A 24,808-nucleotide genomic window follows, 5' to 3' on the forward strand; every position below is an offset into this window, starting at 1 on the left:
TTAAAAACTATAAATACTAAATAACGAGTTAACGTTTTGGACCGTTGTCTCTATAATCAATAAGAGCATCAATTATTACATGATTCGATATTTTAGAGAATTTTTCTATCTCGGAGATTCTTGAGAATATATTTTCAAGTTTAGAAAAACATGTTTCCATTGTTTCTTTGGAAAAATAATAGATTACTTCGGTACTAATTGATGAGCTTGAGTATGACTTACTTATTACTTTACTCAATAATAGTATCAACTGTTCTGTCTCAATAGTGTTCATGCGAACCCAATTTCTTACATCATCCCTATTCACCAACTCTGCCCAAAAGAAAAGGGTCATATCTAAACTTTCAATTTCAAATAAATTAATATCCCCTCTTAAAATTGAGTCTCCTTTTGCTTTAGCAATAGCTAACAATTCATCCCGACTATCTTCACTGAAAATATAGCCTACGTCTTTCTTAAATCTATCCCTATAGATTGTTTCTTTATATAAAGTTTTAAATGCAAGGGCAATTCCATGTGAATCGTTCAAGGACTCCACAATATCATGAGGAGAGATAACTTTATTATTTATAATAATAAAGTTATACAATATACGCTCAGCATGAGTAAAAGGTGAAATAGTAAACATTCCAGTTCTTCCACTATCTAACTTATCTGCAATATCAATTATAGCAGGAATAAATTCTCGGCAATTTTTAGGATCTATTCGCGTTACAAAACTTTCAAACTTAGTAAAAAAGTCATCCAACGTTCCGTTATCGTGAAAGCTCATCAGGTACAAGTATAGTTCTTTTCTATTATGAGATAAGCTTAAAATGTAGTCATAATCATTTTTTGAAAGTTCTCCATTTGGTAAATACTGAAGGAAGTAACGATCAAAAACATCAGCATTACATATTCTTTGCTGAGCAAAAGAATTTGGAAAGGTTTGATTATTATTTTTCCCGTAGAAGTGCATCGTATTTGGAAAGACTTCATCTAAAAAACTCTCTAGCTGATCACGTGTAGCTTTTTTACTTAATGCAAAAAAACCTTCTAAGATGATCTTGCCATTTTCTTCCTCATGATTAAATAAGTTCCCTTGAAATGATGTGAATATTTTTTTATTCTTATAGATATACTCATATAATTTATGATCAAATTGTCTTAATATCTCTAAAGAAACGAGATCAACAAAGTTCATATTATTTTTTGCACTTTCTAAATGAAACTTTAGGATAGATATGAATCTATTCACATCACGAAGGTTTTTGAAATAAACATCTAAACCATCAATGAATACATTCCCCCACCTGTTTGAGTCGTATTCGCTACTATGAACTGTTATAAGTTTATTAAGCTCAAGGTTTAATACATTATGTATCTTAGACTCGGGAGGCTTGGGAAGATCGAAACCAACTTGAATTATCTTTTTCAAATATTCATCACCACTATATATAGCTCCTTCATCGAGACAATTCTCCACTATATCTTTTTGAAATAATGTTACATAAACCATTTTAGGAAAGTCTGCATTTGCTTTTAGAAGTCTAAATAATGATCTAATTTCTTGAGGAGATAATCGGTCGATATCATCTATAAATACGATTATACTTGTATCAGCGTCGAGTAGTTTTTTAGATATATTCGCTTTTAAAATTTCTAAACTTATACTATCTTTTTTATCACGAAAGAAACTCGCTACAAATTCGAAAAAGGAAGATAGTGACTCGGTAAATTGCGACAAAGCTAAAAGTGTAAATGAAAAGATTATTGCAAACTTTTGTATATTTGCAGGTAAAGAATATCCAACTAACATTGAACCTATACCACAAAGAACCATTGTTTTTTTAAAACCATTATTTACTTTTTTTAGCTGTATAGAACTTGAGTAGAAGTATTCCTGATAATTTAATATAAGGTCTGCAATTTTTTTTAATTTTTTATCACTATCACTTCTAAGTGAAAGAGACAGTTCCTTATAAAAGCAATTGTTCAAACTTTTTTGCTCACTCCATTCCCATGGCGCGAAATTAATAACCTTAATTTTCTTATCATTACTTTCTTTTAGTGATTTTAATATCAAGTTTTTCACAGAAGACTTTCCATCTCCCCACTTTCCGTAAATTCCAACAATTAAACTTTCTTTTTCACGCCAGTTTTTTAAAGAACTTGCAATACTAGATGCAAATTCAGACCTTTGTAATTTATCATCTTCTTCATTATCTATTGGCTTAACAGTTGACCAAATATGTTCCCTTTCTTCCAATTTACAAGCCCTCTCAAATCATTAATATAAATCTAATTACAAACTTATCGGTTTTTTCTAAATAAAATAAATAATGATTACAACATCTTACAGAGAATCAATGACTTACAAACTACGCCTTTTTGTTATTTATCGAATACAGTGATAACTAAAAAAAATGAATACAAACAAAATATTTCAAGACTTCATCAATAAAAAAGGGAATCTATATATTCCACCAAACTCTATTAGAAACTTATTCAGTGACGGCTTTACTCAAGAAGAAATAGACACACTTATTAATTCTCAAGAACTATACGACTATCTTCAAACATTTCTCCCAAATCTTAAAAAAATAAAGGAATATGAAGAAAAAATAGAAAAGCTAATCGGCAAAGAGAAAAAGTTCTCAGAGAACGTTCAAAGATATTTTAGATCATCAATATTCTTACTATACAGCAACAAGTTGTATTCAAATCAAAAGTTTCGTAGACCAATGATGAAAAATCCTTCGACTAGAGAAATGAAAGAGTACCTATCGCAGGATGCAGTAGAACGAATGAGAGCCGTAAATATAGAAGAAGCTATAATTGAGCAACTAATTTTAGGTACACCTACTTATTATAACTATGACAGAATTAAAGATGGTGTACAACATTCACACTTCTATATAATCAACTACAAACATAAGCATATTTTTGAATACAGATTCTATCTTTTTCTCAAAGACAGATTTAAAGAGCAATATAGAAACTATTGGGCGACTTATATTGATTATATGGCCATTACACATGAATACTTCTTTGACCAATTATTCCAAAAAAAGCTTGAATGGAGCTACGATAATAAAGCAAATTTAGAAAATAAGCTTAATCACTACAAAAAAACCTGCATCAAGCAACTTACTGAAATTATTAAGAAAAGGGCCACAGGAATCGTGTAAAAAAATTCTTACACGTTTCTCCCGTTATAGAACAATAAATTAACTCCTACCTTAGATATCAATCCAACAATGATGTTGGCCACGATAGAAAAGGAGGACTTAATGTCAAATTCTACAGAGAAAGAGCTATTAACAATTGAGGAAGCATCTCACTTCCTATCAGTCAAAGTCTCACGACTTCGCACGGCGGTATTTCGCAAAGAAATACCATTCGTAAAATTTGGGCGTCTTGTACGTTTTAAGAAAAACGAACTTCTCAAATGGATTGATTCAATCACAGTAAAAGTTGAAGATCAGGATTCATCATGGCTCTGGTAAGAAACTTCACACAAATCCCAAATGAAATTTTTCAGAGTCAGAATCTAAGCGCTAAGGCCATGGGTCTTTATGCTTATCTTAAGTTTCGTTCTTACTCAGGCAATGCGAGAAGGTCATTTCCGAGTCAGAAAAAGATCATGAAAGACTTAAAGATTGGTACGCATAGAACACTAAGAAATCTTATTCAAGAACTTGTGGTTAATGGTTTTCTAGAATGGAAGAAAGGCTCAATTTATACAGGAAATAGCGACTATAAGCTCTTAGTACCTAACATTCCGAACATAGATAGTGGCTAAAATGACTACTATATAGTGTTCAAAATGATGCCTATATAAATATAAGATAATAAATATAGTGCTCATTTTGAACATTCCTAAAAAACTAAAACTTAAAGTTTAATAATTATTTAAAAAGGAATTTAAAAAATGAAAAGATTAAAAAAGATATCTGTTTCAGATATAAGATTTTCGCTAGACGAAGAGATATTAAAACCAAAAAAACAAATAAAGAGACATAGTCTCGATCAAATTAAAATAAAAGAATTAAAAGAAGACTTTAAAACGAAGTACAATTTCTTAAAAGCTCACAAAGGTTTTCAAAGAGGACACACTCATGTCTTCTTAGGAAGAACAAACAAGGGCAAATCAGCTCTCGTACAGTCTCTAGCTTGCGAGAATATCGTCAATGGTTACAAAACCCTACTCTTTCTTTCAGAAGGCGAGAAAGGCGATGTTAAACGTCGATTCGATACAATGTTATCTCTTAAGTATAAATCTATTGAAGAACGTAACCACATCATGCGAAGGCTTATTCTTATAGATGAATCTGACTTAGATCAAGCGACTATTTATGACCCACAATCATGGGTAGCTTCGCTATTTAAGTTTGTGAAGGAGTATGAGATTGACTTAGCTTATATTGATAATTTCTCAACTTGCTCTTTTGGTGATTCTTCCCCCGAAATTCAAGCGAATTTCATGAAAACACTTTGTGCTACAACACAAAGATATCAAATTGCACTTATAGGTGTTGTCCATCAGGCTAAGTCAGTAGCACCTGATAAAGAACTTACTATTGAAGATATTCGTGCGAATTCAGCTTTTATGAACTCCCCTTCATTCGTGTATGCCTTGAATAACTTTTGTAATTACGAAGATCAATCTAAGCGAATCTTATCAATTCTTAAATCACGTCTTGATGGCGATATTATCGGTAACTACTATGATCTGAGCTACAAAAAGTACAAAAATGAGGGTTTTTATGTAAAAGATCAGCAAATAGATAACAAAATCGCTAAAGAGCTGTTTTTTCGCAACAAATCGCAACGTTTTTCTACAAAAAGCTTCCAAAAGAGTTGGTAAAAAGTATGAAAGGCCTTTTCTTATTTTCTATATTTGGTATAAGTCTAGTGCTCTTTCACATACGAATAATCAGGACGACAGTAGGCCACAAATCCTTTTTTCAAAAAAGGAGCAAAAATGGCTAAATTAGACGAGGACAAAAAAGGTACTAAAACGAGCAAAAAGTGTTCGAAAACGAGCGAAAACGCTCAAAAACAAAAAAAGTACCGAGTTGATATTCGTATGCCTCACGGCAAACGTATATCAAAAGTTTTTTACCGAAAGTACGATGCTGATCAATTCCGAGCAAAGATGCTCGTTGAAAGGCAACGTATTATCGACACAGGCGTAAACATAGACGGCGAAATCACGTTTAAAAAGTTTGCAGAAATGTGGCTAAGAGAACACGTCATAGGACGAAAAGCAGAGAAAACGATTCGTGGATATAAATCGAATTTTAAAATGTATATCCTTCCTGTTCTTGGTGAAGTGAAGTTAAAACACATCAACTACCACCATGCCAAAAAACTTGAGAGCTACGTTCTCAAGCAAGGCAAAAAGAATCGAACAGTTAATAAAGTGATGATGGTTTTAAAGACTGTTATCAACGAAGCGGTTAAACTTGATTACTTAGTTAGAAGCCCTATTCGTGGCTTTAAGGAATTAAAGGAAGACCCTTCACAACTTGAATACTGGTCTAAGGAAGAAATAAAGCAATTCATCGACAAGAATCAAAATAATCCTTTGCTCGACTTTTATCAGATGACTCTTAACACAGGACTAAGACTTGGCGAGATTTGTGGCCTATGTTGGGATAGAGTTGACTTCAATGGTGGCTTCATTAGCATCAATCGCTCTCTAACAAGGGAGGGTCTTAGAAACACGACAAAGACCCATAAAGGCCGATACATTCCAATGAATGATAAGGTCAGGGCCATACTCGAAAATCGTCTTAAAACACGAAATTCAGAGTTCGTTTTTTCTACACCTAATGGCGAACCTCTACCCTACAGCCATATTAACCAAAGACACTTCAAAAAAGCACAACGAATTGCGGGCCTTTCAAAAATAATTCGCTTTCACGATCTAAGGCATACATTTGCAAGTCACTTTATGATGAATGGAGGAAACCTCTATACATTGCAGAAATTATTAGGGCACTCCGACATCAAGACAACAATGATCTATGCTCACTTAGACAAAGATTTTATGATTGAAGCCGCTAACGTTGTTTCATTTTGATATTTTGAGTAAATAATTTCATCTTACTTCCGACAAGCGAAGTGAGATGAAATTTATCAAGGTACTTTATAATGTTAAAGAAACAAACAAATGACTTTATTGAGAGTATTTCTGTAATCAGAGATTTTCACTCGACATTCTCTAACCACTTAAAAGAAAAAGAGAACAAAGAGAATCCAATAAAGGGCGAAGCTTTTTTTCAAGAGCTAATTACTTACATTAGAGAAAATCAAGAAAGTGTAGAACTTAAAAAGTCGAAAGATAAAAAAACGACGGAAGTAGTTTTTAAAAAATCACCAAGCAAGAAACTACGAAATATGATGAAAGAGTTTAAAAATAATGATGCAAAGAAGAAGCTTATATTTAAAAGCTCATTAATCAACCTAATTTCGACTGCTGAGTGGTTTTTTTCAAATACTTTACATGTATACTATAACGAGCATTCCGATGCACTTAGCGATACTCATAAGTATTTTGCTCTAAAAGACCTAAAAGAAATTGAAAGTATAGATGATGCAAGAACTTACATTATTTCAAAAAATATTGAATCTCTCTTACATGGAAGCTATTCTGACTGGTTGGAATTCATTAAGAAGAATATAAAACTTAAAACTCAAGATATTGAGCACTTACACAATGAAGTAAATATCATATTCAAAATTAGAAATTTATATGTACACAATAATGGAGTTGTTAATAATATTTTCAGACATGGACTTAGCGAAGAAAATAAGAAAAAATATAAAATCAATAAACAACTAACTCTTGAGTTTGATGATATATGTAAATACATAGACCTTATCGAAACAACATTCCTCTTTCTTTCATCAAAAATATGGCAAAAACTAGAAAAGGAAAGTCAGACAAGAATAGACACATATCTAACTTATGCATTTGACCATATGAAAAATGAAAAATGGGATTGTGCAGAGAAGATCTACAAAATAATTCTATCTGATAAAGGTATTAAAGATAAAGATAAAACAATTTCACAAATCAATAATTGGTTATCAATTAAAAGACAACACGGTATTGAGAAAATTGTCGACGAGGTTAAAAATGTTGATTATTCAGCAAAACACGAAATTTTCAGACTTGGAAAACTTCTACTTCTCGAGCAAGAATATGCCGAATGTTCAAAGATTATTTACGATTTAATAAAGTCAGAACATCTGAATTTAAATGACCTAATTGAATGGCCAATATTTAAGGAGTTCAATGGTTCAAACGATTTTATCTTATTACTTGAAAAGCTGACGACAAATAAGTTGATAACAAAGGAACAAGAAAAGAATACTATTTTTCAACTTGGTGCAAAGAAAGAAAAAGAAACAAAGAAGAAAGTTTCTAAAAAATCAGCAAAGAAGAAAGTGACTAAGAAAACAGCAAAAAAGAAAGTTTCTAAGAAAACAGCAAAAAAGAAAGTTTCTAAGAAAACAGCAAAAAAGAAAGTTTCTAAGAAAACAACAAAAAAGAAAGTTTCTAAGAAAACAACAAAAAAGAAAGTTTCTAAGAAAACAGCAAAGAAGAAAGCGACTAAAAAAACAGCAAAAAAGAAATAAAAAAACCTGCCACACCGTTGCCACACGACAAGGCAACCACCACGAAAAGCTGAATAATATTAAATAGTTAGAAGATCGTGGTGGAGGTGGTGGGAATCGAACCCACGTCCGAAATAGCGTCTTGATAGCGGCCTACGTGTGTAGTCTTCGGTTATCGTCAGAAGACAAGACTGTCCGTGATACGTGACCTCGGCAAACCCCGGTGAGTGATTTACGAGGAGGCCCGGCAGCCTCGAAGCCTAGTTAACCAGCAGACTTAACTGGATTGCTACATTCTGTTTCTTGGCAGTAGCGCCTCACAAGACTAATCCTAATTAATTAGGCAGCCATTGGCATTGCATAATCGTCTGCAATTAACGGTGGACTCCTTTTTACCAGGACCGTGGAGACCAACCTGGACACGCCCGGATACCTGTCAACCATCCCGTCGAAACCAGGGCACCCCCATTAGATTTTGACTTGCGGATATTTGGAACAAATATACGTAAGCGGCAGTATAGCACAGCATTTCAAAAGTGGAAAGAAATCCATCGACAATCAACGCTGTGCACACATCTTTATTTTTCATCTACATTTTCTAGATTAACTAAAGAAGCACCAAAGTAGATCAGGTTCTTAATTAGAACTAGGGAACATACTAATAAAATCGCAGCAAGTAGCGGTTGAATAATTCCATGAATATAACCGAGCTCTAAATCGACATTCTTATACAGGTATAGATTGAGTAGTAAAATATAACCAAGTATTTCCACATTGTGAGAATTTAAAACCACCTTTTTAAATAGAGGGCCAAGTTCATTACAATTTTCTATATCATTTCTAACTGTAGGCTTCATAATTCTTACAGTGTTATAAATTATTCCTAGAATAATGAGTTCTATTGCAAAAACAGAAAACAGAGAAAGCAAAGCCTCAAGTAAAATAAATATCCATATGAGAGTTGAATTGTCATGGGTTGAATACTCACTATAACTTTTTATCACAGAATATGCTGCTGCAATAAGTGGAGTGAAAACCATTAAGCTGTTCATTGTTTTTTTTCTCATAATTTATTCCAAGTTTCCAAGCTGTGGCCTACGAGAGTTTCTGTGTTGCATCCCCTTCATCGTATTACTCCTTAGTTGTCTTTGATCTACAATTAAATAAATCCACAAGTAACTGGGAAACAAAGAGATAAAGAAACCCACTAAAAAGTGAAGCACTTACCGCCAAGGCCATTCCCAATTCAAAATTTGTACCCTTCAGAGCAAGACAATAAAAAGTTATACCTGCAACAGTAATCACACCAACAATATGTGAAACGCCAGCATAATATTCTAGTAAATCCAATAGTGAACGAACTTGATTAAATTGGGTTATTTTTCCAACACTAACCCCACTCTCATGTCCTAATATTGAATTGTAAATGAGGCCAAATATTGAAACGATAATCATAAATGCAATGAGAAAGAATAAGATTGAAATGCTTATGCTAAACTTCCCCTGTAAATAATTAATTGAATAAAAGTAGCCTAGTACTGGTGAGAGTAAAAGGCATGGCCATAAATATAAGCTTGTTTTATTTGAAAATTTCATTCTCTGCTTCCTAGTCTCTAAATTGAGGTCTTCCAAAATTTACTTGTAAGTCATTAAAATAATCATCAAATTCTTCATAGAGTCTCCCTCGTAAATATTGAATTTAACGAAAGCTACTCCAGTCTCACCTCAAAAACGAAATATTTCCAAAATGAAATAAGAAATTTTAAAAGAGAAAAGACTCTAGTGATTAAGCACCGCCAAAATCACTTCAAGCGCCTCAACCTGATCGGCGAGCCCCATCGTCTCAAAGCTTGGAAGATGAACGAAGCCTGCCTTGGCGCGCATCTTCTTTTCTTCGATAATGTGGCGAATGCCATAGAAGACGTGATTACACACGAAGCGTCCGCAGTCGCGAGAGATGGCCACGGGAATTTGGGCCGCAAGAAGGGCGTCTTCAATCTCCCCTATGGGAAGAGTGGAATCATAAGTTGCAGCTGCTCCCTCAAAGATCACTTCGTTTACCGGGCAATTGCCTTCGTTGTCTGCGATGCTTGCATCGTTAAGGTTGTGGGCCAGAACTTCGAGATTTATTTCGCGGGCCTTTTCGTTAAGGCCAAAGCAGATGATATAGTCGGGATTTAAAAAGAAGGCTTCCTTCTTTAAGATGGCCAAGCTCTTTTCAAAAACTGTTGGAAGAATTAATTTGTGAACCTCAAGGTGGGAGAAGTTGGCCGTGGTCGCCTCCACCACTTCCCCGCTTGGATTAATGAGATTATTTCCAAAGGCATCAAAGCCTGTGATTAAAACTTTCTTTGCTCTCATATCATAAATCTCAGTATGCCACGTATTCTAACTTAAATCCCCACGCCTCTTCGTCAATATTTGTGCGTGGATAGATTGAGTTATTCTTTTCACTATACGAAGTCTCACAACGTCCCTCACTCACCTCATCCATCGTCAGGAAGTTTGTGCGAATGACACTTCCATCCTTTGTCGATATAGCAAGTTCAGCTGCGCCGTAATGAAAGGCTATTTCAGAATCTTTATAATTAATCTCAAGAAGGTTTTGCGTCACATACTTTTTGCCAAGTACCTTCACATCGGTGCGATAAATCATGTACTGATCCATCACAAAGAAATTATCACCTGATAAGATCATCTTACGAAATGAATCTTCCTCAGTTGTATAAGCGCCACTGCACTTATAAAGCGTGTTGATTTCAAATTTCCCACCAAGGTTTTTTAGCACCACTTTGCCTTCTCGATTTCGAGTCATGGTATGCCCAAGATAGAGATAGGCCATACAATCACCATCAGTAGAGATTGCTCCGGTATAACTTGTCGTTAGACCTCCAGGGTGGCGTGACTTTAGAAGATCAGCAGATAGACTGCAATTATAAACCTCATCCTTCATTTGATAGTCTTGATAGCACACATCCACTTGATGCTTTAGGGCCTTTAGGTAGTTAAGCTTCTGGCCAACACTTGTGCGAAACTTGGCCTGGCCTTCGGCGTCTTCGGGATAAAATGTCTTTTGAAGCTCGGCCTTAAGATCACTTTTGTAAGTGTCTGCGATGGCCTCAAGATTTGAGCAGTTATTTGCGTAAGAGCTAAGACTTAAAATTGCGATTAGGATTAGTTTTTTCATAGGAATATCCTCCCAAATTCTGGCCCCATCGCCTAATAAAAACTTATGACATCTAATGACATATCAAGTACTTACCCTATAAATATATTCGAACAGATTCCGATAAGAAGTCTGTGAAGAAATATGTAATTTCAATACTTTTACTCCTCTTAATGCTACTTAATGCCACGGCCTCTGCATTAGATGCTGCCCTATTAAGTAGTGCCCAAGAAATTATAAAAAAGCACGGTATTGAAGATGGCCTAACGAGCGAAGAAAAGTTTAATGCCTATATCGTCTTAGCATTTGAGCTTGAAACCTACGGCCACTTAGACAAGGCCATAAGCTTCTATGAAAAGGCCCAAAAACTTAAACCTAAAAAAGTTGACCCATTAGAGTTAGAAACATCCTACCTCTTTGCGCTTTATAAATTCGATCAGGCCAAGGCCAAGAGCTATTTTCAGTCATATCAAAAAGCGATTGCTTCCTCTAAAGATTCCGATAAAGACGAGATCCTGCGTTTTTGGAAGAATGTCTTTTCTAATTCAAAACAAATTCAAAGCGGATTCTATGGCCAATTCTTTAAAGATAAGAATGTCAAAGAACTCATGGCCAAGAAGAAATACTCAAAGGCCCTAGCTCTTAGAAATCCTTCAGGACTAGAACATGCAAATATAAATGCCAAGCTTGAATACGACACTCTTTCACGTCTAAAGGGTAAAAAGCATGGCTTCTACTGTGAGCAAATGCTTAAAGAGTTTCCAAATTCCTACGCGGTCTCGATGGAGATCTGTCGCTATTTAAAATCAGGAAAGCTAAAGCATAAGGGATTAAATGAGTTAATTGAAAGAGCAAAGAAAGAAGCTCCTGCTCTGGTGCATATAGCCTCTGCTCTTAAGGATATTAAGTAATGAAGTTACTGGTATCCATTTTATTTCTCATTTCTTTACTAGCTCTCGGCTCGTGTAACCAAGCAGGACTAGGAGCTGTTACGGCGGTAAAAAATCTTATCACAACTCCTTATCGTGGAGCGAAGTCGGCCATTAGTAATTATCAATACAATCAAATTAAAACCGCAGAGGAAACCAAAGTACTTTCAATTCAGCAACATGCACAGCTTCTATCATCTGAACAAGTAAACTGTCAGCGCCCGACAAGTGAAACAGCTTTTGAAGACTTTGGAAATATCCTTAAAGAAGTTCGCCAGCAGGTTTGTTCGTGTAAGAGTTGGGGAAGCTGCACAAGTGAGACCTGCTCATGTGAAACCCTATGTCCAAATAACTTTGATATTTTCAAAAGACGCGATCCCATAATTGAAAATAGCAAAATAAATAATTCAATGGCCTTTAGAAATTACGATTCCATCACATTATCAGATATTGAAGGGACTCAGGGGTATTGCTGGGGACATGCTTCTCTAACATCAAAGTTTAATCGCCTTGCCTTCTTTGATGGCAGTAAGAAAGAAGCTCGCGCTAACTTGGATGCTGCTCCAGATTCAAAAGAGCGCAAAGAATCCCTTGAATACTACAAGAAGATTATTGATGATATTGCCGATAATAAAGTTCGAAAAATCCCTGGTTTTAATAACCTTTTTGAGCTCTCATATCACCCAGATCTTCAATCATATCTTGCGACGAAAATGTCAAAAGAGTGGGCCAACAAGGCCATGACTTTTCAAGGCCTAAAGACAACTTTGTCAACGTCACCAATGAAGCGTGAAGATTCTCAAAAGCTACTTGAGGATATAAAGAAGAAAATTGACAATAACCAACAGCCACAACTTGTCTTCACAAGAAAAGAAAGCGCTGGTTTTACTCATACAACCCTAATTTCTGATTATCGAATCGTCGATGGAAATATCGAACTTTGCGTACGAGACAACGACAACGAACCTTTTTTAAATCACATGTGTCACAATAGAATTAAAATCAATGAGAATGGCGGCCTTTACTACAACTTTCCAAATTGGGGAGAGCTTGGAGGAGCGACAATCGCTCACAATGATAATGCTGATGCTGCTGTTCAATTTCATGAGTTAAGAAGTCATTGTGCTAGTGAAAAAGATTGTCCACTAAATGAATAAAAAAAGACCCCTTGGACGAGGGGTCTAATTTTAATTATAAATTTCTTTGATTCTTATTTTGCTTTTACATCGATTACTTTACTTTGTAGTAATTCGCCTTTGTAAGAAACATCGACTTTAAACTTAAGTTTGTCGTCTTTTGTCTTTTTCTTAAACTTGTAAGTTAGGGCACCAGTTGCTGTTACACCGCGACCAGGAGCTGCAACCTTAGTTGATCCTTTCTTAAGTTCAACAAACTTATCCCCTTCTAGTACACTGATTGCAACATCGTAGCTTCCAGGAACAAAGTCACGTAGACCTGTTAGCTTAACTTTTACATCGTGGCTTCTAAACTTACAGTTAAATAGACCTAGCGCACACTTGCGATCCTTAACCTTATCTTCAAAATCAAGGGCAACTTGAACCTCTGGGTTAACGACAACATTTGCATTGAATGTTGCAATCTCAGTGTAGCTTCCACTTAGCTCATCACCTGGGTAAGTTAACTCGATCTTCATTTCGATATCTGAACCTGGACGAGCGTTATTTGCAACTTTCGCTTGGATAACATCTGTTAGCTCAATTTGTGCTTGTGCTGGTAGAACTCTTAAGTTTGTACGAGAGTTTACGATTTCAACATTTGAAGTTGCTGCAACTACTTTTGCACTAATCGCACCGCGGTTTGAAGCAAGTTTTCCAAAGTTTACAAGCCCAAGACCTACAGAGAATTTTCCATCTTGAGTTAGACCTTTTGCATCTTCAGTTTTTACACTTGTTTGTGCTGCTTGGTTAAGGCGAACAACAGCGTTACTAGCAAATAGCTTCTTTGCTTGGGCCTTACCAAGAGCAAGCATTTCTTCTTTTGCTGCTTGGATATTTTCATCAAATCCAGCTTCCTCACCATCTGCAACACCATTTTTGAAGGCAACACCTTCTCCTTCTAAGCGAGCTTCAGCAAAGGCAGTCTTGTAAGCTTTGTCGAAACCTTTTTGCGTTTCTGCTTCAAAGTTACCAGCGGCAGCTTCATCACGAGAACTCTCAAAGAAGTCCACGTAGCCTGCGAAGTAAGTATCTTTGTGACTAACACTAAATTCAGCTTTATAAGCGGCATCGTAAGAAGCACCACACGCTTTCTTGAACTCATTAACACCTTTGTAAACATCAAAGCAATTTTTGAAGTCTTCATCGATATCGATACGAGTTGGCGCAGTGTAGGCATACTGAGGAAGCGCTTTTGTTTTTGCACTATCATTTTCATATGACTCGATCTCTCTTTGTGTTTTGGCGATCTCTTGATCTACTTTTGAAGTAAATCTTGAACCTAATGATTCAGTAGTCGCTGTGTATTCAGGAGCGACAAAATCTAATGCTTCAAAAGCTGGAGAAACAAATTCTTGTGCCATTGAGAATGCTTTCTCTAAGAAAAGACTTCCGTTAACACTATTTGATAACATCACTCTATTTGTTGGTTTATTAGAGAAAGTCTCGCTCTTAACTTGCTCATATCCTTTTGGAAATTCTTGTGACTTTGCTAAGCTCTTGGCCTTTGCAACACCAGCTTCATACCCTTTTGCAAAACCTTCATCATAGCTTGCTTGAGAATTAACACCGGCCTCATACCCCTTTGTAAGACCATCTTCTTTTCCATCCACAAGTCCCGCAAGGTAGCCACGTAACTCACCTAGCTTCTTCCCGTTGGCACCTCCAAAGAAACTTGCATCTTCTTGTACATCAGCACTTGCCTTGTACTCACCTGCAGTTGCTCCAGCGGCTTCACCTTGAGATGCTCCAAGAGCTTTTGCATCTCTTTCATATTGAACATAAAGGTTGCTGCGGCCTTGGTATGCTTGGTACTTATTATTTGTGATATTTTCAAGATCACTTGCAACAGTGTCTGCTCTTGCAAACTCTTGCTCTTTAACTAGCTTATCTTCAAGAAGACGACTTCTTTCAACTTCAAGATCTGCGATACGATCTTCGTTACTTGCCATCTGTGATCTTTTCGAAGCGATAACACTTGAGTTTTGCATGATTCGTTGTGATGAATCAGCGATGATATTTTGGTTGGCAACAAGTCTTTCACTTCTTGCTTGAGACTGCTCTTCTAACTCTAAGCGAGTTACATGAAGTGAATCAAGACGATCAACAAGTAATTTAATGTCTGACTCAACTACTGATAGTCTTCTTTCATATGAATCACGTTCTGCCACGAGTGCATTTTGAGTATTTCTAAGTGAGCCAACTTCACGGCGCTGACTATCAAACTGATTCTTCTCACGGTTTAGTTCATTTCTAAATTTCTTTAAATCTGAATCAATGAGTGCAACTCTTTGTGATGCTTTTTGCTTTTGATCTTGAAGTGAAGCGATATCACCTTCAAGACGCTTTATATCAGATTTAACTAGGGCAAGCTTAGCTTGTGCCTTATCAAGATCAGACTTGGCCGATGCTTGAGCTGTCTTTGCACTATTTAAACTATTTTGAGCTGCAACTAGTCTTTGCTTTAGCTTTTCAAGCTGAGGTGCCGCTTGTGCGATCTCAGCTTCAACATCTTTAATATCTTGGCGAAGACTTCTAACCTCACCCTTTTTCGTATTTATTTCAGACTCAAGGATAGCAATCTGATTGCTACCACCACTGATTGTACTTTCGGCCTTAGCAATCTTTTTAGCAAGTTGTTCAAGCTCTGTAGACACTTGAGTTAGGCGTGTTTTTGTTTCTTGGATTTTATCTCTTAAAATTTTACGACGCTCTCTAAGATTTTTGATTTGATTAGCATTACCTCGATCGTTGCGATCACCGGCCATTAGAGTTTTAAGGGCCTCCTCAACTTGTACCATTTCAGCTTCTAGTACAGATCTCTTATTATCAAGATTAGTCTTTTGAGAAGCAAGAGGACCTCTTTGTGATTTAAGTCCATCGATTTGTGACTTTGCACTCTCAAGTTCCCTCTTCGCTTTTTCAAGTTCGCTTGTTTTAGCAGATAATGCTGTTTGAGCAGTACTTAATTGAGACTGTAAATTACTTCTTTTTTGAACTAGTGGCTTAACTGCTTGTTCTTGTTTACTGATCTTATTTTCGATTTGAGTTACTTGCGCTTGTGCTTCACTAACTTCAGTATTTGCCGTTTGAAGTTTTGTGCGAGCATTTACGACTTGTGACTCAAAAGTAGAAACCTTAGAAGTTGCTTGCGCAAGATCTTGTTTCTTTGATTTTATTTCTTCTTGGATTTTTGGAAGTTTGATATTTAAGCGGTCGCGCTCATCTATTGCTTTAGAGATATTTGATTCTAGTGATTTGATCTGGTCTCTTGTGCGGTCTAATTTCTTTTGTGCTTTATCGAGTCGATCTCCATTAGCTCTTAGACTTGAGAGAACAGAGTCTAGAGCACGCTTAAGGTTGCGGGCCGTATTGCGAGGGCCTGAAAGATCAGATTCAGTGCGATTAATTTCTCCGTTTACATCGCTTAGTGAGTCAGCAAGTCTTTGAAGTTCTTGTTCTAGGCCTTGGTTTTCAAAGCTTAGCTCTGAAATTGTCGTTTCAAGATTCATATTTTGTGTACTTAAATCAGAAACAAGAAGGATGGCCTCTTCGATCTCTCTTTTTGAGATTGAGATCTCACTTCCATTGGCCTCAAGCCTAGCAACGATTTCAAGGATAAGATCACTGATTTGAGTGGCAGACATTCTAGCAGCATCACTTTGAGACTTAGCTGAGTTGTATGCGGAAAGATAGGTACGGTAATCAATCTCGTCTGGAAGTCCCGATGGAAGTCCCGCATGTGCATTGGCGGCCATGGCCATAACAGCTAATAAAACAACATTTCTCTTCTTTGCTACTTCAGCAATTGATCTCATCATGATTCCCTCTCCTTTTGATCACTTTGATAAGAATTGTTTTATAATTCCCTTTTGAGAATGTTGAGGGCACATCAAAAAGAAATTAATTTATCGAGGCAATTGTAAGTTTTTATCAGAATATGACATTGTGATTTGAAATATTTACAGGATCTAAAGGCCAAAAAGGCCCACCTATTTACTAAGTGGGCCCTTTTGACATTACTTTACTTTAACATTGAAAACTTTGGTATGCAGTACGCTCCCCTTATAGAGGACTTCAAATTTGAATTTTAACTCTTTTCCAGAAGCCTTCTCTTTAAATTTGTAAGAAAGTTTTCCTGACTCAATTTTACCTTGCCCAGGAACCCCAAGAGTAAGTGCTGATTCTTTTAAATCTATATACTTACCACCTTCTAGAACCTCTAATCTAACATTAAATTCACCAGGGATATTGTCACGTACTCCCTTAAGTTGGAACTTAACATCGTGAGTTTTATACTTACATCCTAGCCAACACTTCCCGTACTCGACAGTTTCATCGAATGAAACCGCATATCTAATGTCAGGATTAGGAAGAACAACAGATTTGAAAGTTGTCACTTCAGTATACTTATCTTTTAAGCTATCACCTGGATAAGTAAGTTCAATATCCATAATTACTTCAGAACCTGGTTGAGCATTATTTGCAATTTTCGCAAAAATCACATCTTTTAGATCCATCTTAGTTTCTGCTGGAAGATCAATAAGGTTTACCTTTTTATCGAAAACTTCAACGTTATCAGTTGTAGAAATAACCTTTGCAGAGATAGCGCCTTTCTCACTTGCCATCTTTCCGAAGTTTACAAGTCCAAGTCCAACTCCAAAGTTACTATCTTGAGCAAGTCCTCTAGGATCTCCACTTGTTAAAATGGCCCCTCTCGACTTATCAACTCTTACAACAGCTTGTTCTTCAAAAAGAGCGTTTCCTTTCTCTTTTCCTTCCATTGCCATTTGTTCGCGTAGCTCTCCAAGATTTTCCTCTTCAGCTAAAAGTGCTCCATCTTTCTTTCCATTTTCGAAGGCCACGTTCTTACCTTCAACCATCGCATCACCAAATCCATAACGGTGTCCACGATCAAAACCAATCTTACGAGTGTCAGCATGATCGTTAGTTCTCGCTTCTTCTCTGGCATCGACAAAGAGTTGATCGTACTCTTCAAAGTATACCTTTCGATGTGAAGCTAGGAACTCTTGCCCGTAAAGCTCATGATAAGAAGATTCACAAATGGCCCTTAGCTCAGCAACCGCTTTATATACTTTTTGACAACGAAGCTCTGCCTTACCTTCTGCAATCTTAGCTGGCGCTGTATATACGTATTCAGCACTTCCTTTGATCTCTTCAATATTACTTGTAAGAGATTCTATTTCAGCTTGGATACGAGTAACTTCTTCCTCATAAGTATCTTTTGAATTTCCAAGATCAAATGGAACATGATCTGAATGAGTATCATCAGATGTGTTCTCATCAAGGCCTGCAAGATATGGCATTTCCACAGCACCCATAAAGAAAGCTTTTTCTTGTACTTTATTAACAAGAACAACATGACTGTCAGGAAGAACTGACATCTTAAGCTCTTTTGCTTGCGTAAACGCAGTGTGAAAGTCTTCTTCCATAGCAATATTTTTGGCATTTTGAAGCCCTATTGCATAACCTTCATTATGTCCTAGGTCGTAATCTTCTTTTGAATTAACACCTTGCTCATAGCCATCAGTCTTCCCTTGCTCAAGTCCTTCTTCAAGACCAACAAGGTAGCTATCTAACTCTCCTACGCTTTGACCATTTAGACCACCGTACTTATTAGCATCCGCTGTTGCATCTGCAGATGCTGTTTCAGAACCAATACTTGCACCATCAGTAATAGCATCAACTTGTCCAAGAACCTTAGACTCACTTACATACTCATTGAATAGGTTTTGACGAGTTTCAAACTTAATTCGAGCATCTTGAGTTTTTTGCTCTAATTCTTCTGCTCTTGCTTCAGAGACAATTAGAGTTTCTTCACTCTTAGTCTTACGCATAAGAAGTTCTGTACTTTCTTTTTCTAGCTTGGCCAAGAAATCCTGACCGGCCTTAAGTTCCGCTTGATTTTCAACGATAGCAGAAGAATTTGTTCTAAGACGAGAACGTGTTGTTATGATTTCATCTGTAAGCTCAGATTTTCTCTTAGTCTTTTCAGAAACAATGATATTTAACTCTTCTGTTCTCTTAGCAGTATCTTCAGACATTTTTTTAGTTTCAAAAATCTTGTCATTAAGACTTGAAATTTTCTTCTGATGTAAGTCACGATTTGATTCAAGAGTCGTTTGATTTCTTGAGATCTTTCCTGAATTCACTTCAGTTTCAACGAGTTTATTTTGAGTATTTACATGCTCTTCTTTAAGTTCTTTAAGAGACACTTGAGCAACTCTTAGCTTATCCTTTGCAAGAAGCTCTTTCTTTCTAAGATCAGCACCTTCTTCACTAAGCACTTTAATCTCACCATTTAAAACAGTAAGTTTATGCTTCACTTCTTCATAATCATTGATCGATGCACCAAGATCATCTTGAGAACGTTTTAACTCTAACTTAGCTTCTTCTAGAGCAGCTTCGACTTGTTTAAATCGTGGAGCAGTTCTAATAATCCTCTCATCAACAGAGACAAGTAGTGACTCTTGATATCTTAGTTTCTTCTCAGCACTAATATATTGTTTTTCAAGGAACATTAGCTTTAAATCGCCTTCTTTAATCCTGTACTCAACTACTGAAAGTTTCTTTTTAACAGCTTGGAAATCATCATTTAATGCTTTAATTTCACCTTCAACGAGTAACTTTCTAGCTAGTAAATCTTTTCTTTGAGAAGTCTGATCATCACCTAACTGTAGTAAGTCGATTTCGATCTTTTCTAATTCATGTTTTTTAATCGTTTGATCTGCTTCAATTCTTTCAATCTCAGCTTCAAGAGCAGTTGCTTCTTCTTTAACAGTATCCATAATTTCTTGGTACTTAATGAGGGCAACATGAGTTTTAGAATATTCTTTCTTTTCAACACTAAGATTTGCAAGAATTGTATCTCTCTTTCTTAAAAGAGGACGAATATTACTTGTTTGCTCGTTATAGTCGATATTAATTTCTTCGGCCTTAAGTTTTGCTGAACGAAAGATTTCTCTTTTTCGTGCAACAAAATTATCAAGCTTTTCCATTTCTAATTCTAATGGTCTAACTTTTGGTAAAAGAGTATCGAGCTGCTTCTTATTCTTAGAGACTTTACTAAGTACACTACTGTACTCATTCGTTAAGCTCTTCACTTCAACAGACTTATTATCAGTTTGCTTACTTAAAAGAGTAACTCTTGCCTTTAAAGAGATAAGTTGATCTTCATTCTCTTTAGCTAAACGACTATTAGCATCAAGTTGTGCGATTGTTTCTTTTAGAATTGACTGCTCAAGTTCAACACTCTTTTTAAGAGATGTAAGCATGGCCTCATTATTACTAATGATGACTTGACCTTCACTCAGTTCCTTTTTTACAGAAACTAAGAGCTCTTCTACTTGCCCCTGTTCTCTAACTAGCTCATTTAAGTTAACTTCGAGAATTTCGCTTTCCCCGCTTAATTGATCAATCATAGCAGTCGCATCAGCAACGATTTTCTGAGTTAATTCAACATCGTGAGTATTAACTTCAAGAAGCTCAGCGATTTTCATAATTTCAGCTTTAAGCTCTTCTACTTTAAACATCGCTGAATGGCTTTGGGCCTTCGAAGTATCATAAAGCTTCGAATACTTTTGATAATCAATTTCATCAGGTAATGTTGCATGTGAAGCAACGGCCATAAGTGATAAAATAACTAATTTTTTACTAATTCCAATTGTATTCATATTTCTCCCCTTCTTCTAAAAGTTCAAAAGACTAACTTTATGCACAAAAAACCGCCCATTGGTATTACCAACAGTCTCAGTGCATCTAAATTTTGTGAGGAGTATTAAAGCAACTTGAGATTTAATTATAAATTTGAGGATTGAAAAATGCCTGGCCGCAACTTAAGCAGAGACAGGAAAAGACGGCGGCCAGGCTTTTACACACAAGATAAGGACTTTTCAATAACCTCAAATAAACATTATTTTGAGCGAATCACATTGTAAATAGCTCTTGTTAAACTTTACTTTTTCTTTACTTAAATACTTGGCAATTATTTGAAGATTTCCTTATTTTGGAAAAAGACATTTTTCAAAAGATAAAGTCAATCAAGTATGGGTTTTTAATAACCCGAGCAAATTACTCTAGTGAAATCTCCTTTTCTGCCGGTATCTAAACACCTAAATTTATTATATACTTTATAGGTATAGCTATTTTCCAGATAACAATAAAATCTCTACATAAAATGGAAAGGGGGAACAAATGAAAAAGCTTTTTACACTATTACTTTTAGGTTCTGCACTAGTTATGACTTCATGTGGTTCATCATCAAAAACTGATGACACAACTTCTGTAGAATCTGTTGATTACAGCAATGCTTCTCTTGAAGTGAATGGTGACTCAGATTCAGGTAAAGCTGGTGCACTAAGAACTGTTTATTTTGCATTTAATTCATCAGGACTTAGCTCATCAACTAAAGCAACTCTTGAAGCAAACGCTGACTTCCTTAAAGGAAATACTTCTGTTGAAGTACAAGTAGAAGGTCACGCTGATGAAAGAGGTGGACGTGAGTACAACATGGCACTTGGTGAAAACCGTGCACGTGCAATTAAGAACTACCTAGTAGCTCTTGGTGTTGATGCTTCAAGAATCTCTACTACTTCTTACGGTAAAGAAAGACCAATTTCATTTGGTCACAATGAAGATTCTTGGTCACAAAACAGAAGAGGAAACTTCGTAATTATTGCTAAGTAATCTTAAAAAAATGAAAGAATTAAAAAATAAAATCACATTTTTAATTTTACTTCTATCTTTGGGTAGCTGCGGTCTAACGACCGTACGCCCGAAGTTAGAAATGACTTATGCACAGGTTGCTTTCCTTGCGGCCAAGGAAGCTGGCGGACAAACACTCGCCCCTAACCTTTACCGAAAAGCCGAATTCTACTACTTAAAAGCAAAATCAAGCTACAAGAGAAAATTCTTTAACAAAGCTAAGAAGTACGCCATTCTATCTAAGCAATTCTCAGAAAAGGCCGAGTTCAAGGCATATCGTAAGAAAACTCTCGATAGCATTTAATATATCTTATTCGGAGAATTTCTCATGAAGAAACCTTCCCTACTTACAACGATTACATTAACAATTTTAATGGGTGCTTCAATGACATCTTGTAAAACACAAGAACAAATTGAGCGCGAACAAAAGATCAATACGATGTCTGTGCAAATGCAACAGAATCAAAAGCTTAATGCTGATTCACTCTCAAAAGTACAAGAGCTACAAGATAGCGTTCTTCAATTTCAAGGACAACTTGAAGAGTACACAAACGGTAAGGATCAAAAGCTAGAAACAGTTGATCAAAAACTTCTAAAACTAGAAGAACAGAATACTGTCTTAACTGATGAGGTAACAAAGCTTACAGCTAAGATTGAAGAACAAGATAAGTTCATCAAGGAAGTATTAGCACTCCTAAAAAAAAAAGAAACTGAAAGAAAAGAGATAGCGAAAGCAAAAAGTCGCTCACCTTATGATCAGGCCATGTTTCTTTATGGAAAAGGTAAATACAGCGAAGCTCGTCCTATTCTTGAAAAACTCTATAATGAAAATAAAATCAAAGGTAAAAGAAGAGGTCGTATCATTCACAATCTAGGAATGATCTCGTATATCCAAAAAAGAAATGACGATGCTGTCACATACTTTTCAACTCTTTATACATCAATGCCTTCGTCTGCTTACAATGCTAATGGACTAGTTTATTTGGCCAGAACTTTTAAAAGACAAGGCCAAGCCGAACAAGCAGTTGTGACACTTGAGGAGATGCTTAAGTCATTCCCAAAAAGTCGCCACGTCCCTACTGCTAAAAAGTTATTAGCAAGCTACAAAAAATAAGGAATAGCATGAAAAAAATTTTAGGACTCCTAAGCTTAACTTTCGCACTTTCGTGTCAAAGTATTATTGACCTGGATCGCGATAGTGAAGAGTTAAAAATTGAAGGACCAAAATTTTCAATCCTCTTCTCTCACTCAATTTCAGGAGAGACTCACCCATGTGGATGCCGCCAATTTCCATTAGGAGGTCTTCCGCAAGTTGCAGGCTTTATGAGTGATTTTAAAAAGGATCATCAATACCTCTATATTGACACTGGTGATATGCTCTTTCCTTCATCAGTTGTTCCTGGCCATATTGAAAAGTCTCAGAAATTTGCGGCCTTATCACTTGCAAAAGGATTAGATAAACTTGGGCTTAAATACACAATCCCAGGAGATCAGGATCTAGCTGCTGGACTTGATTTCTACAAAGAAGTACTTTCACAAGTAAGTTTTAAAGTTCTCGTTTCAAACCTTGCTGATAAGAAGTCCCTACCCCACCAAGAATATGCAAAGATTCAATTTGGAAAGAGCACAATCTTTCTAACAGGAATCGTGGCGGCCGGAAGCTTGCAATCAGAGTTTAGAGATCTATTTATCAATCCAGTTAAAAACTTTAAAAATACATTAACAACGCTTAAAGAAGCTGGCTTTGATGATAAAAACCCACTCCATAAACTAGTTCTTATGTCCCATGCTGGACTTGATTACGATAAGAAATTTGCTGAAACATACCCGATGATCGATTGGATAATTGGTTCACACTCACAAAGTTTTACAAATTACTCTATTGACGTTGGTACAACACAAATCGTTCAAGTTCTCTCAAAGAACCACTATATCGGAGAAGTCGCCTTCTCTGCAGGGACTGAAAAAATTGAAAAAGAATTCTCTTACCATGAAATGCGTGAGCAGTTGGGAGAGAGGATTCCAAATAACCCTTTTACAAGCTACATCAATAATCACAAACAAGAGCTTGATAGCATTCGCGATAAAGAACAAAAAAGCCTAAGCTTTGCTGATAGTAGTATTAAAAAGCTTGCCGATACAAAAAGCTGTCTTGAGTGTCACTCAGATCAAGGTGATCACTGGGCCAAGACACCTCACGCGATTTCTTTTGGAACTCTTATGATTGCCAAAGAAGAGAATAAAACGAGCTGTATGCAGTGTCACTCTCTTGGAATGAATGAAGAAGGTGGCTATATCAACCACAACGATATCGTGCACTTTAAAGATTTAAAAACAAGTGATGCCAAATTTAATGCTCACAAACAAAAGTACTGGCAGGATGTATCAAAGGCCTTTAGTGGTGTTGCTTCTGTTCGCAAGCTTGATCCTAAAAAAATAAAATCAATTCGCGTTGCATGGGATAAGGCCAATGAGAAACACAATGTGGAGCACTCATTTGCTAATGTTCAGTGTCTAAACTGCCACTCGATGGTAACAGATCACCCATTTGCCATTGAAGATGAGACACAAAAAAAGGCCCATACAAAAGCGGCCATTAAGAATAAATGTCTTGGTTGTCACACTAGTGACCAATCACCAGAGTGGTATAAGAAAGATCGCGATGGAATTTATTCTGGAGTAAATGACGAGTACTTCGATAAAATGTATCAAAAAATGACACACTAAAAATACGACGGGGACTTCAGTTTCTTACTGATAGTCCCCTTTTCTTAGCTTCTTCTCAACATCTTTTTTCTGCTGATCAGATCTCTTATCATGAAGCTTCTTCCCTTTTGCAAGAGCAATTTCAAGCTTAACACGTGAGCCTTTAAAATAGATGATCGTTGGAACAATCGTAAGCCTTTCGGCCTTCACGCGGTGAGCGATTTCAGCAATTTCCTTCTCATTTAAAAGAAGTTTTCTCTTTCTCGCCTCTTCGTGATTGAATTGATTTCCAAATTCGTATTCAGGGATTTTGATATTATTGGCCCAAACTTCGCCGTTCTTATCAATTGTAATATGGGACTCACCAATTGAGACTTTTCCAGCGCGCAAAGACTTAACCTCAGTTCCCACTAACATCATTCCTGCTTCGTAAAGTTCAAGTATTTGATAGTCGAACTTTGCTCTTTTATTTTTGGCGATTATTTTCTTTCCCATTA

At 36.2% G+C, this 24,808-nt stretch carries 20 protein-coding genes and 1 other RNA gene; 12 read left to right on the forward strand and 9 right to left on the reverse strand.

Features of this window, described 5'->3' with window-relative positions:
- Nucleotides 1–28: 28 nt before the first annotated feature.
- The gene (locus ACMAYX_RS08040) at nucleotides 29–2,248 is read right to left on the reverse strand and encodes a P-loop NTPase fold protein (protein ID WP_412471777.1); all 2,220 of its coding nucleotides are present in this window, start codon (nucleotides 2,246–2,248) and stop codon (nucleotides 29–31) included.
- Between the two features lie 157 nt (nucleotides 2,249–2,405).
- On the opposite strand from ACMAYX_RS08040, the gene ACMAYX_RS08045 reads away from it, so the two are divergent.
- The 6 genes from ACMAYX_RS08045 (at nucleotide 2,406) to ACMAYX_RS08070 (ending at nucleotide 7,632) form a co-directional block, all read left to right on the forward strand.
- Nucleotides 2,406–3,170 carry a hypothetical protein gene (locus tag ACMAYX_RS08045; RefSeq protein WP_412471776.1) on the forward strand — a complete coding sequence of 255 codons (765 nt, stop codon included), beginning with the start codon at nucleotides 2,406–2,408 and terminating at the stop codon, nucleotides 3,168–3,170.
- A 102-nt stretch (nucleotides 3,171–3,272) separates the two neighbouring features.
- The gene (locus ACMAYX_RS08050) at nucleotides 3,273–3,488 is read left to right on the forward strand and encodes a helix-turn-helix domain-containing protein (RefSeq protein WP_412471775.1); all 216 of its coding nucleotides are present in this window, start codon (nucleotides 3,273–3,275) and stop codon (nucleotides 3,486–3,488) included.
- Complete coding sequence (locus ACMAYX_RS08055; protein WP_120404300.1) at nucleotides 3,476–3,784, forward strand: helix-turn-helix domain-containing protein; 309 nt, start codon at nucleotides 3,476–3,478, stop codon at nucleotides 3,782–3,784. The genes ACMAYX_RS08050 and ACMAYX_RS08055 overlap by 13 nt, the downstream gene beginning before the upstream one ends.
- A gap of 129 nt (nucleotides 3,785–3,913) precedes the next feature.
- On the forward strand, nucleotides 3,914–4,849 hold the full coding sequence (locus ACMAYX_RS08060) for an ATPase domain-containing protein (RefSeq protein WP_412471774.1): 936 nt from the start codon (nucleotides 3,914–3,916) through the stop codon (nucleotides 4,847–4,849).
- 117 nt (nucleotides 4,850–4,966) lie between these two features.
- Nucleotides 4,967–6,070, forward strand: coding sequence for a tyrosine-type recombinase/integrase (locus tag ACMAYX_RS08065; protein WP_412471773.1), 1,104 nt, complete (start codon nucleotides 4,967–4,969; stop codon nucleotides 6,068–6,070).
- A 71-nt stretch (nucleotides 6,071–6,141) separates the two neighbouring features.
- Nucleotides 6,142–7,632 (forward strand): hypothetical protein, encoded by a 1,491-nt coding sequence (locus ACMAYX_RS08070; protein WP_412471772.1) that lies wholly within the window; start codon nucleotides 6,142–6,144, stop codon nucleotides 7,630–7,632.
- Between the two features lie 78 nt (nucleotides 7,633–7,710).
- Here the strand turns inward: ACMAYX_RS08070 and ssrA are convergent.
- From ssrA to ACMAYX_RS08095, 5 genes are all read right to left on the reverse strand, one after another.
- Nucleotides 7,711–8,078, reverse strand: a transfer-messenger RNA (tmRNA) gene (gene ssrA / locus ACMAYX_RS08075).
- A 111-nt stretch (nucleotides 8,079–8,189) separates the two neighbouring features.
- Complete coding sequence (locus ACMAYX_RS08080) at nucleotides 8,190–8,663, reverse strand: hypothetical protein (protein ID WP_412471771.1); 474 nt, start codon at nucleotides 8,661–8,663, stop codon at nucleotides 8,190–8,192.
- Between the two features lie 79 nt (nucleotides 8,664–8,742).
- Nucleotides 8,743–9,207 (reverse strand): hypothetical protein, encoded by a 465-nt coding sequence (locus ACMAYX_RS08085; RefSeq protein WP_412471770.1) that lies wholly within the window; start codon nucleotides 9,205–9,207, stop codon nucleotides 8,743–8,745.
- Between the two features lie 183 nt (nucleotides 9,208–9,390).
- Nucleotides 9,391–9,972 (reverse strand): pyroglutamyl-peptidase I, encoded by a 582-nt coding sequence (locus ACMAYX_RS08090; RefSeq protein ID WP_412471769.1) that lies wholly within the window; start codon nucleotides 9,970–9,972, stop codon nucleotides 9,391–9,393.
- A gap of 10 nt (nucleotides 9,973–9,982) precedes the next feature.
- Nucleotides 9,983–10,798 carry a hypothetical protein gene (locus ACMAYX_RS08095; RefSeq protein WP_412471768.1) on the reverse strand — a complete coding sequence of 272 codons (816 nt, stop codon included), beginning with the start codon at nucleotides 10,796–10,798 and terminating at the stop codon, nucleotides 9,983–9,985.
- Between the two features lie 113 nt (nucleotides 10,799–10,911).
- Between ACMAYX_RS08095 and ACMAYX_RS08100 the strand changes: the two genes are divergently transcribed.
- Both ACMAYX_RS08100 and ACMAYX_RS08105 read left to right on the forward strand, forming a co-directional pair.
- Nucleotides 10,912–11,688 carry a hypothetical protein gene (locus ACMAYX_RS08100; protein ID WP_412471767.1) on the forward strand — a complete coding sequence of 259 codons (777 nt, stop codon included), beginning with the start codon at nucleotides 10,912–10,914 and terminating at the stop codon, nucleotides 11,686–11,688.
- Nucleotides 11,688–12,863: a hypothetical protein gene (locus ACMAYX_RS08105; protein ID WP_412471766.1), complete on the forward strand. Its 1,176-nt coding sequence runs from the start codon at nucleotides 11,688–11,690 to the stop codon at nucleotides 12,861–12,863. The genes ACMAYX_RS08100 and ACMAYX_RS08105 overlap by 1 nt, the downstream gene beginning before the upstream one ends.
- A 53-nt stretch (nucleotides 12,864–12,916) precedes the next feature.
- Here ACMAYX_RS08105 and ACMAYX_RS08110 read toward each other — a convergent pair whose 3' ends face one another.
- Nucleotides 12,917–16,702, reverse strand: a complete 3,786-nt coding sequence (locus ACMAYX_RS08110; RefSeq protein WP_412471765.1) for a hypothetical protein — start codon at nucleotides 16,700–16,702, stop codon at nucleotides 12,917–12,919.
- Between the two features lie 198 nt (nucleotides 16,703–16,900).
- The gene (locus ACMAYX_RS08115) at nucleotides 16,901–20,575 is read right to left on the reverse strand and encodes a hypothetical protein (RefSeq protein WP_412471764.1); all 3,675 of its coding nucleotides are present in this window, start codon (nucleotides 20,573–20,575) and stop codon (nucleotides 16,901–16,903) included.
- Between the two features lie 520 nt (nucleotides 20,576–21,095).
- Here ACMAYX_RS08115 and pal point away from each other — a divergent pair.
- Genes pal through ACMAYX_RS08135 form a run of 4 tightly spaced genes read left to right on the forward strand, consistent with a single transcriptional unit; the run spans nucleotide 21,096 to nucleotide 24,332 of the window.
- Nucleotides 21,096–21,587 carry a peptidoglycan-associated lipoprotein Pal gene (pal, locus tag ACMAYX_RS08120; RefSeq protein ID WP_103219240.1) on the forward strand — a complete coding sequence of 164 codons (492 nt, stop codon included), beginning with the start codon at nucleotides 21,096–21,098 and terminating at the stop codon, nucleotides 21,585–21,587.
- A 10-nt stretch (nucleotides 21,588–21,597) separates the two neighbouring features.
- The gene (locus ACMAYX_RS08125; protein ID WP_103219239.1) at nucleotides 21,598–21,909 is read left to right on the forward strand and encodes a DUF4398 domain-containing protein; all 312 of its coding nucleotides are present in this window, start codon (nucleotides 21,598–21,600) and stop codon (nucleotides 21,907–21,909) included.
- 24 nt (nucleotides 21,910–21,933) lie between these two features.
- The gene (locus ACMAYX_RS08130; protein ID WP_103219238.1) at nucleotides 21,934–22,719 is read left to right on the forward strand and encodes a tetratricopeptide repeat protein; all 786 of its coding nucleotides are present in this window, start codon (nucleotides 21,934–21,936) and stop codon (nucleotides 22,717–22,719) included.
- 8 nt (nucleotides 22,720–22,727) lie between these two features.
- Complete coding sequence (locus ACMAYX_RS08135) at nucleotides 22,728–24,332, forward strand: multiheme c-type cytochrome (protein WP_412471763.1); 1,605 nt, start codon at nucleotides 22,728–22,730, stop codon at nucleotides 24,330–24,332.
- 24 nt (nucleotides 24,333–24,356) lie between these two features.
- On the opposite strand, the gene smpB is transcribed toward ACMAYX_RS08135, so the two are convergent.
- Nucleotides 24,357–24,806, reverse strand: a complete 450-nt coding sequence (smpB, locus tag ACMAYX_RS08140; protein ID WP_103219236.1) for an SsrA-binding protein SmpB — start codon at nucleotides 24,804–24,806, stop codon at nucleotides 24,357–24,359.
- Between the last annotated feature and the right edge of the window lie 2 nt (nucleotides 24,807–24,808).

The sequence above is a fragment of the Halobacteriovorax sp. RT-2-3 genome, assembly GCF_047085075.1.
Taxonomy (GTDB): domain Bacteria; phylum Bdellovibrionota; class Bacteriovoracia; order Bacteriovoracales; family Bacteriovoracaceae; genus Halobacteriovorax_A.

Excerpts from the sequence above, each read along its gene's own strand:
- ACMAYX_RS08045 (WP_412471776.1), top strand. The coding sequence starts at position 2,406 with ATGAATACAAACAAAATATTTCAAGACTTCATCAATAAAAAAGGGAAT.
- ACMAYX_RS08050 (WP_412471775.1), top strand. The coding sequence starts at position 3,273 with ATGTCAAATTCTACAGAGAAAGAGCTATTAACAATTGAGGAAGCATCT.
- ACMAYX_RS08055 (WP_120404300.1), top strand. The coding sequence starts at position 3,476 with ATGGCTCTGGTAAGAAACTTCACACAAATCCCAAATGAAATTTTTCAG.
- ACMAYX_RS08060 (WP_412471774.1), top strand. The coding sequence starts at position 3,914 with ATGAAAAGATTAAAAAAGATATCTGTTTCAGATATAAGATTTTCGCTA.
- ACMAYX_RS08065 (WP_412471773.1), top strand. The coding sequence starts at position 4,967 with ATGGCTAAATTAGACGAGGACAAAAAAGGTACTAAAACGAGCAAAAAG.
- ACMAYX_RS08070 (WP_412471772.1), top strand. The coding sequence starts at position 6,142 with ATGTTAAAGAAACAAACAAATGACTTTATTGAGAGTATTTCTGTAATC.
- ACMAYX_RS08080 (WP_412471771.1), bottom strand. The coding sequence starts at position 8,663 with ATGAACAGCTTAATGGTTTTCACTCCACTTATTGCAGCAGCATATTCT.
- ACMAYX_RS08085 (WP_412471770.1), bottom strand. The coding sequence starts at position 9,207 with ATGAAATTTTCAAATAAAACAAGCTTATATTTATGGCCATGCCTTTTA.
- ACMAYX_RS08090 (WP_412471769.1), bottom strand. The coding sequence starts at position 9,972 with ATGAGAGCAAAGAAAGTTTTAATCACAGGCTTTGATGCCTTTGGAAAT.
- ACMAYX_RS08095 (WP_412471768.1), bottom strand. The coding sequence starts at position 10,798 with ATGAAAAAACTAATCCTAATCGCAATTTTAAGTCTTAGCTCTTACGCA.
- ACMAYX_RS08105 (WP_412471766.1), top strand. The coding sequence starts at position 11,688 with ATGAAGTTACTGGTATCCATTTTATTTCTCATTTCTTTACTAGCTCTC.
- ACMAYX_RS08110 (WP_412471765.1), bottom strand. The coding sequence starts at position 16,702 with ATGATGAGATCAATTGCTGAAGTAGCAAAGAAGAGAAATGTTGTTTTA.
- ACMAYX_RS08115 (WP_412471764.1), bottom strand. The coding sequence starts at position 20,575 with ATGAATACAATTGGAATTAGTAAAAAATTAGTTATTTTATCACTTATG.
- pal (WP_103219240.1), top strand. The coding sequence starts at position 21,096 with ATGAAAAAGCTTTTTACACTATTACTTTTAGGTTCTGCACTAGTTATG.
- ACMAYX_RS08125 (WP_103219239.1), top strand. The coding sequence starts at position 21,598 with ATGAAAGAATTAAAAAATAAAATCACATTTTTAATTTTACTTCTATCT.
- ACMAYX_RS08130 (WP_103219238.1), top strand. The coding sequence starts at position 21,934 with ATGAAGAAACCTTCCCTACTTACAACGATTACATTAACAATTTTAATG.
- ACMAYX_RS08135 (WP_412471763.1), top strand. The coding sequence starts at position 22,728 with ATGAAAAAAATTTTAGGACTCCTAAGCTTAACTTTCGCACTTTCGTGT.
- smpB (WP_103219236.1), bottom strand. The coding sequence starts at position 24,806 with ATGGGAAAGAAAATAATCGCCAAAAATAAAAGAGCAAAGTTCGACTAT.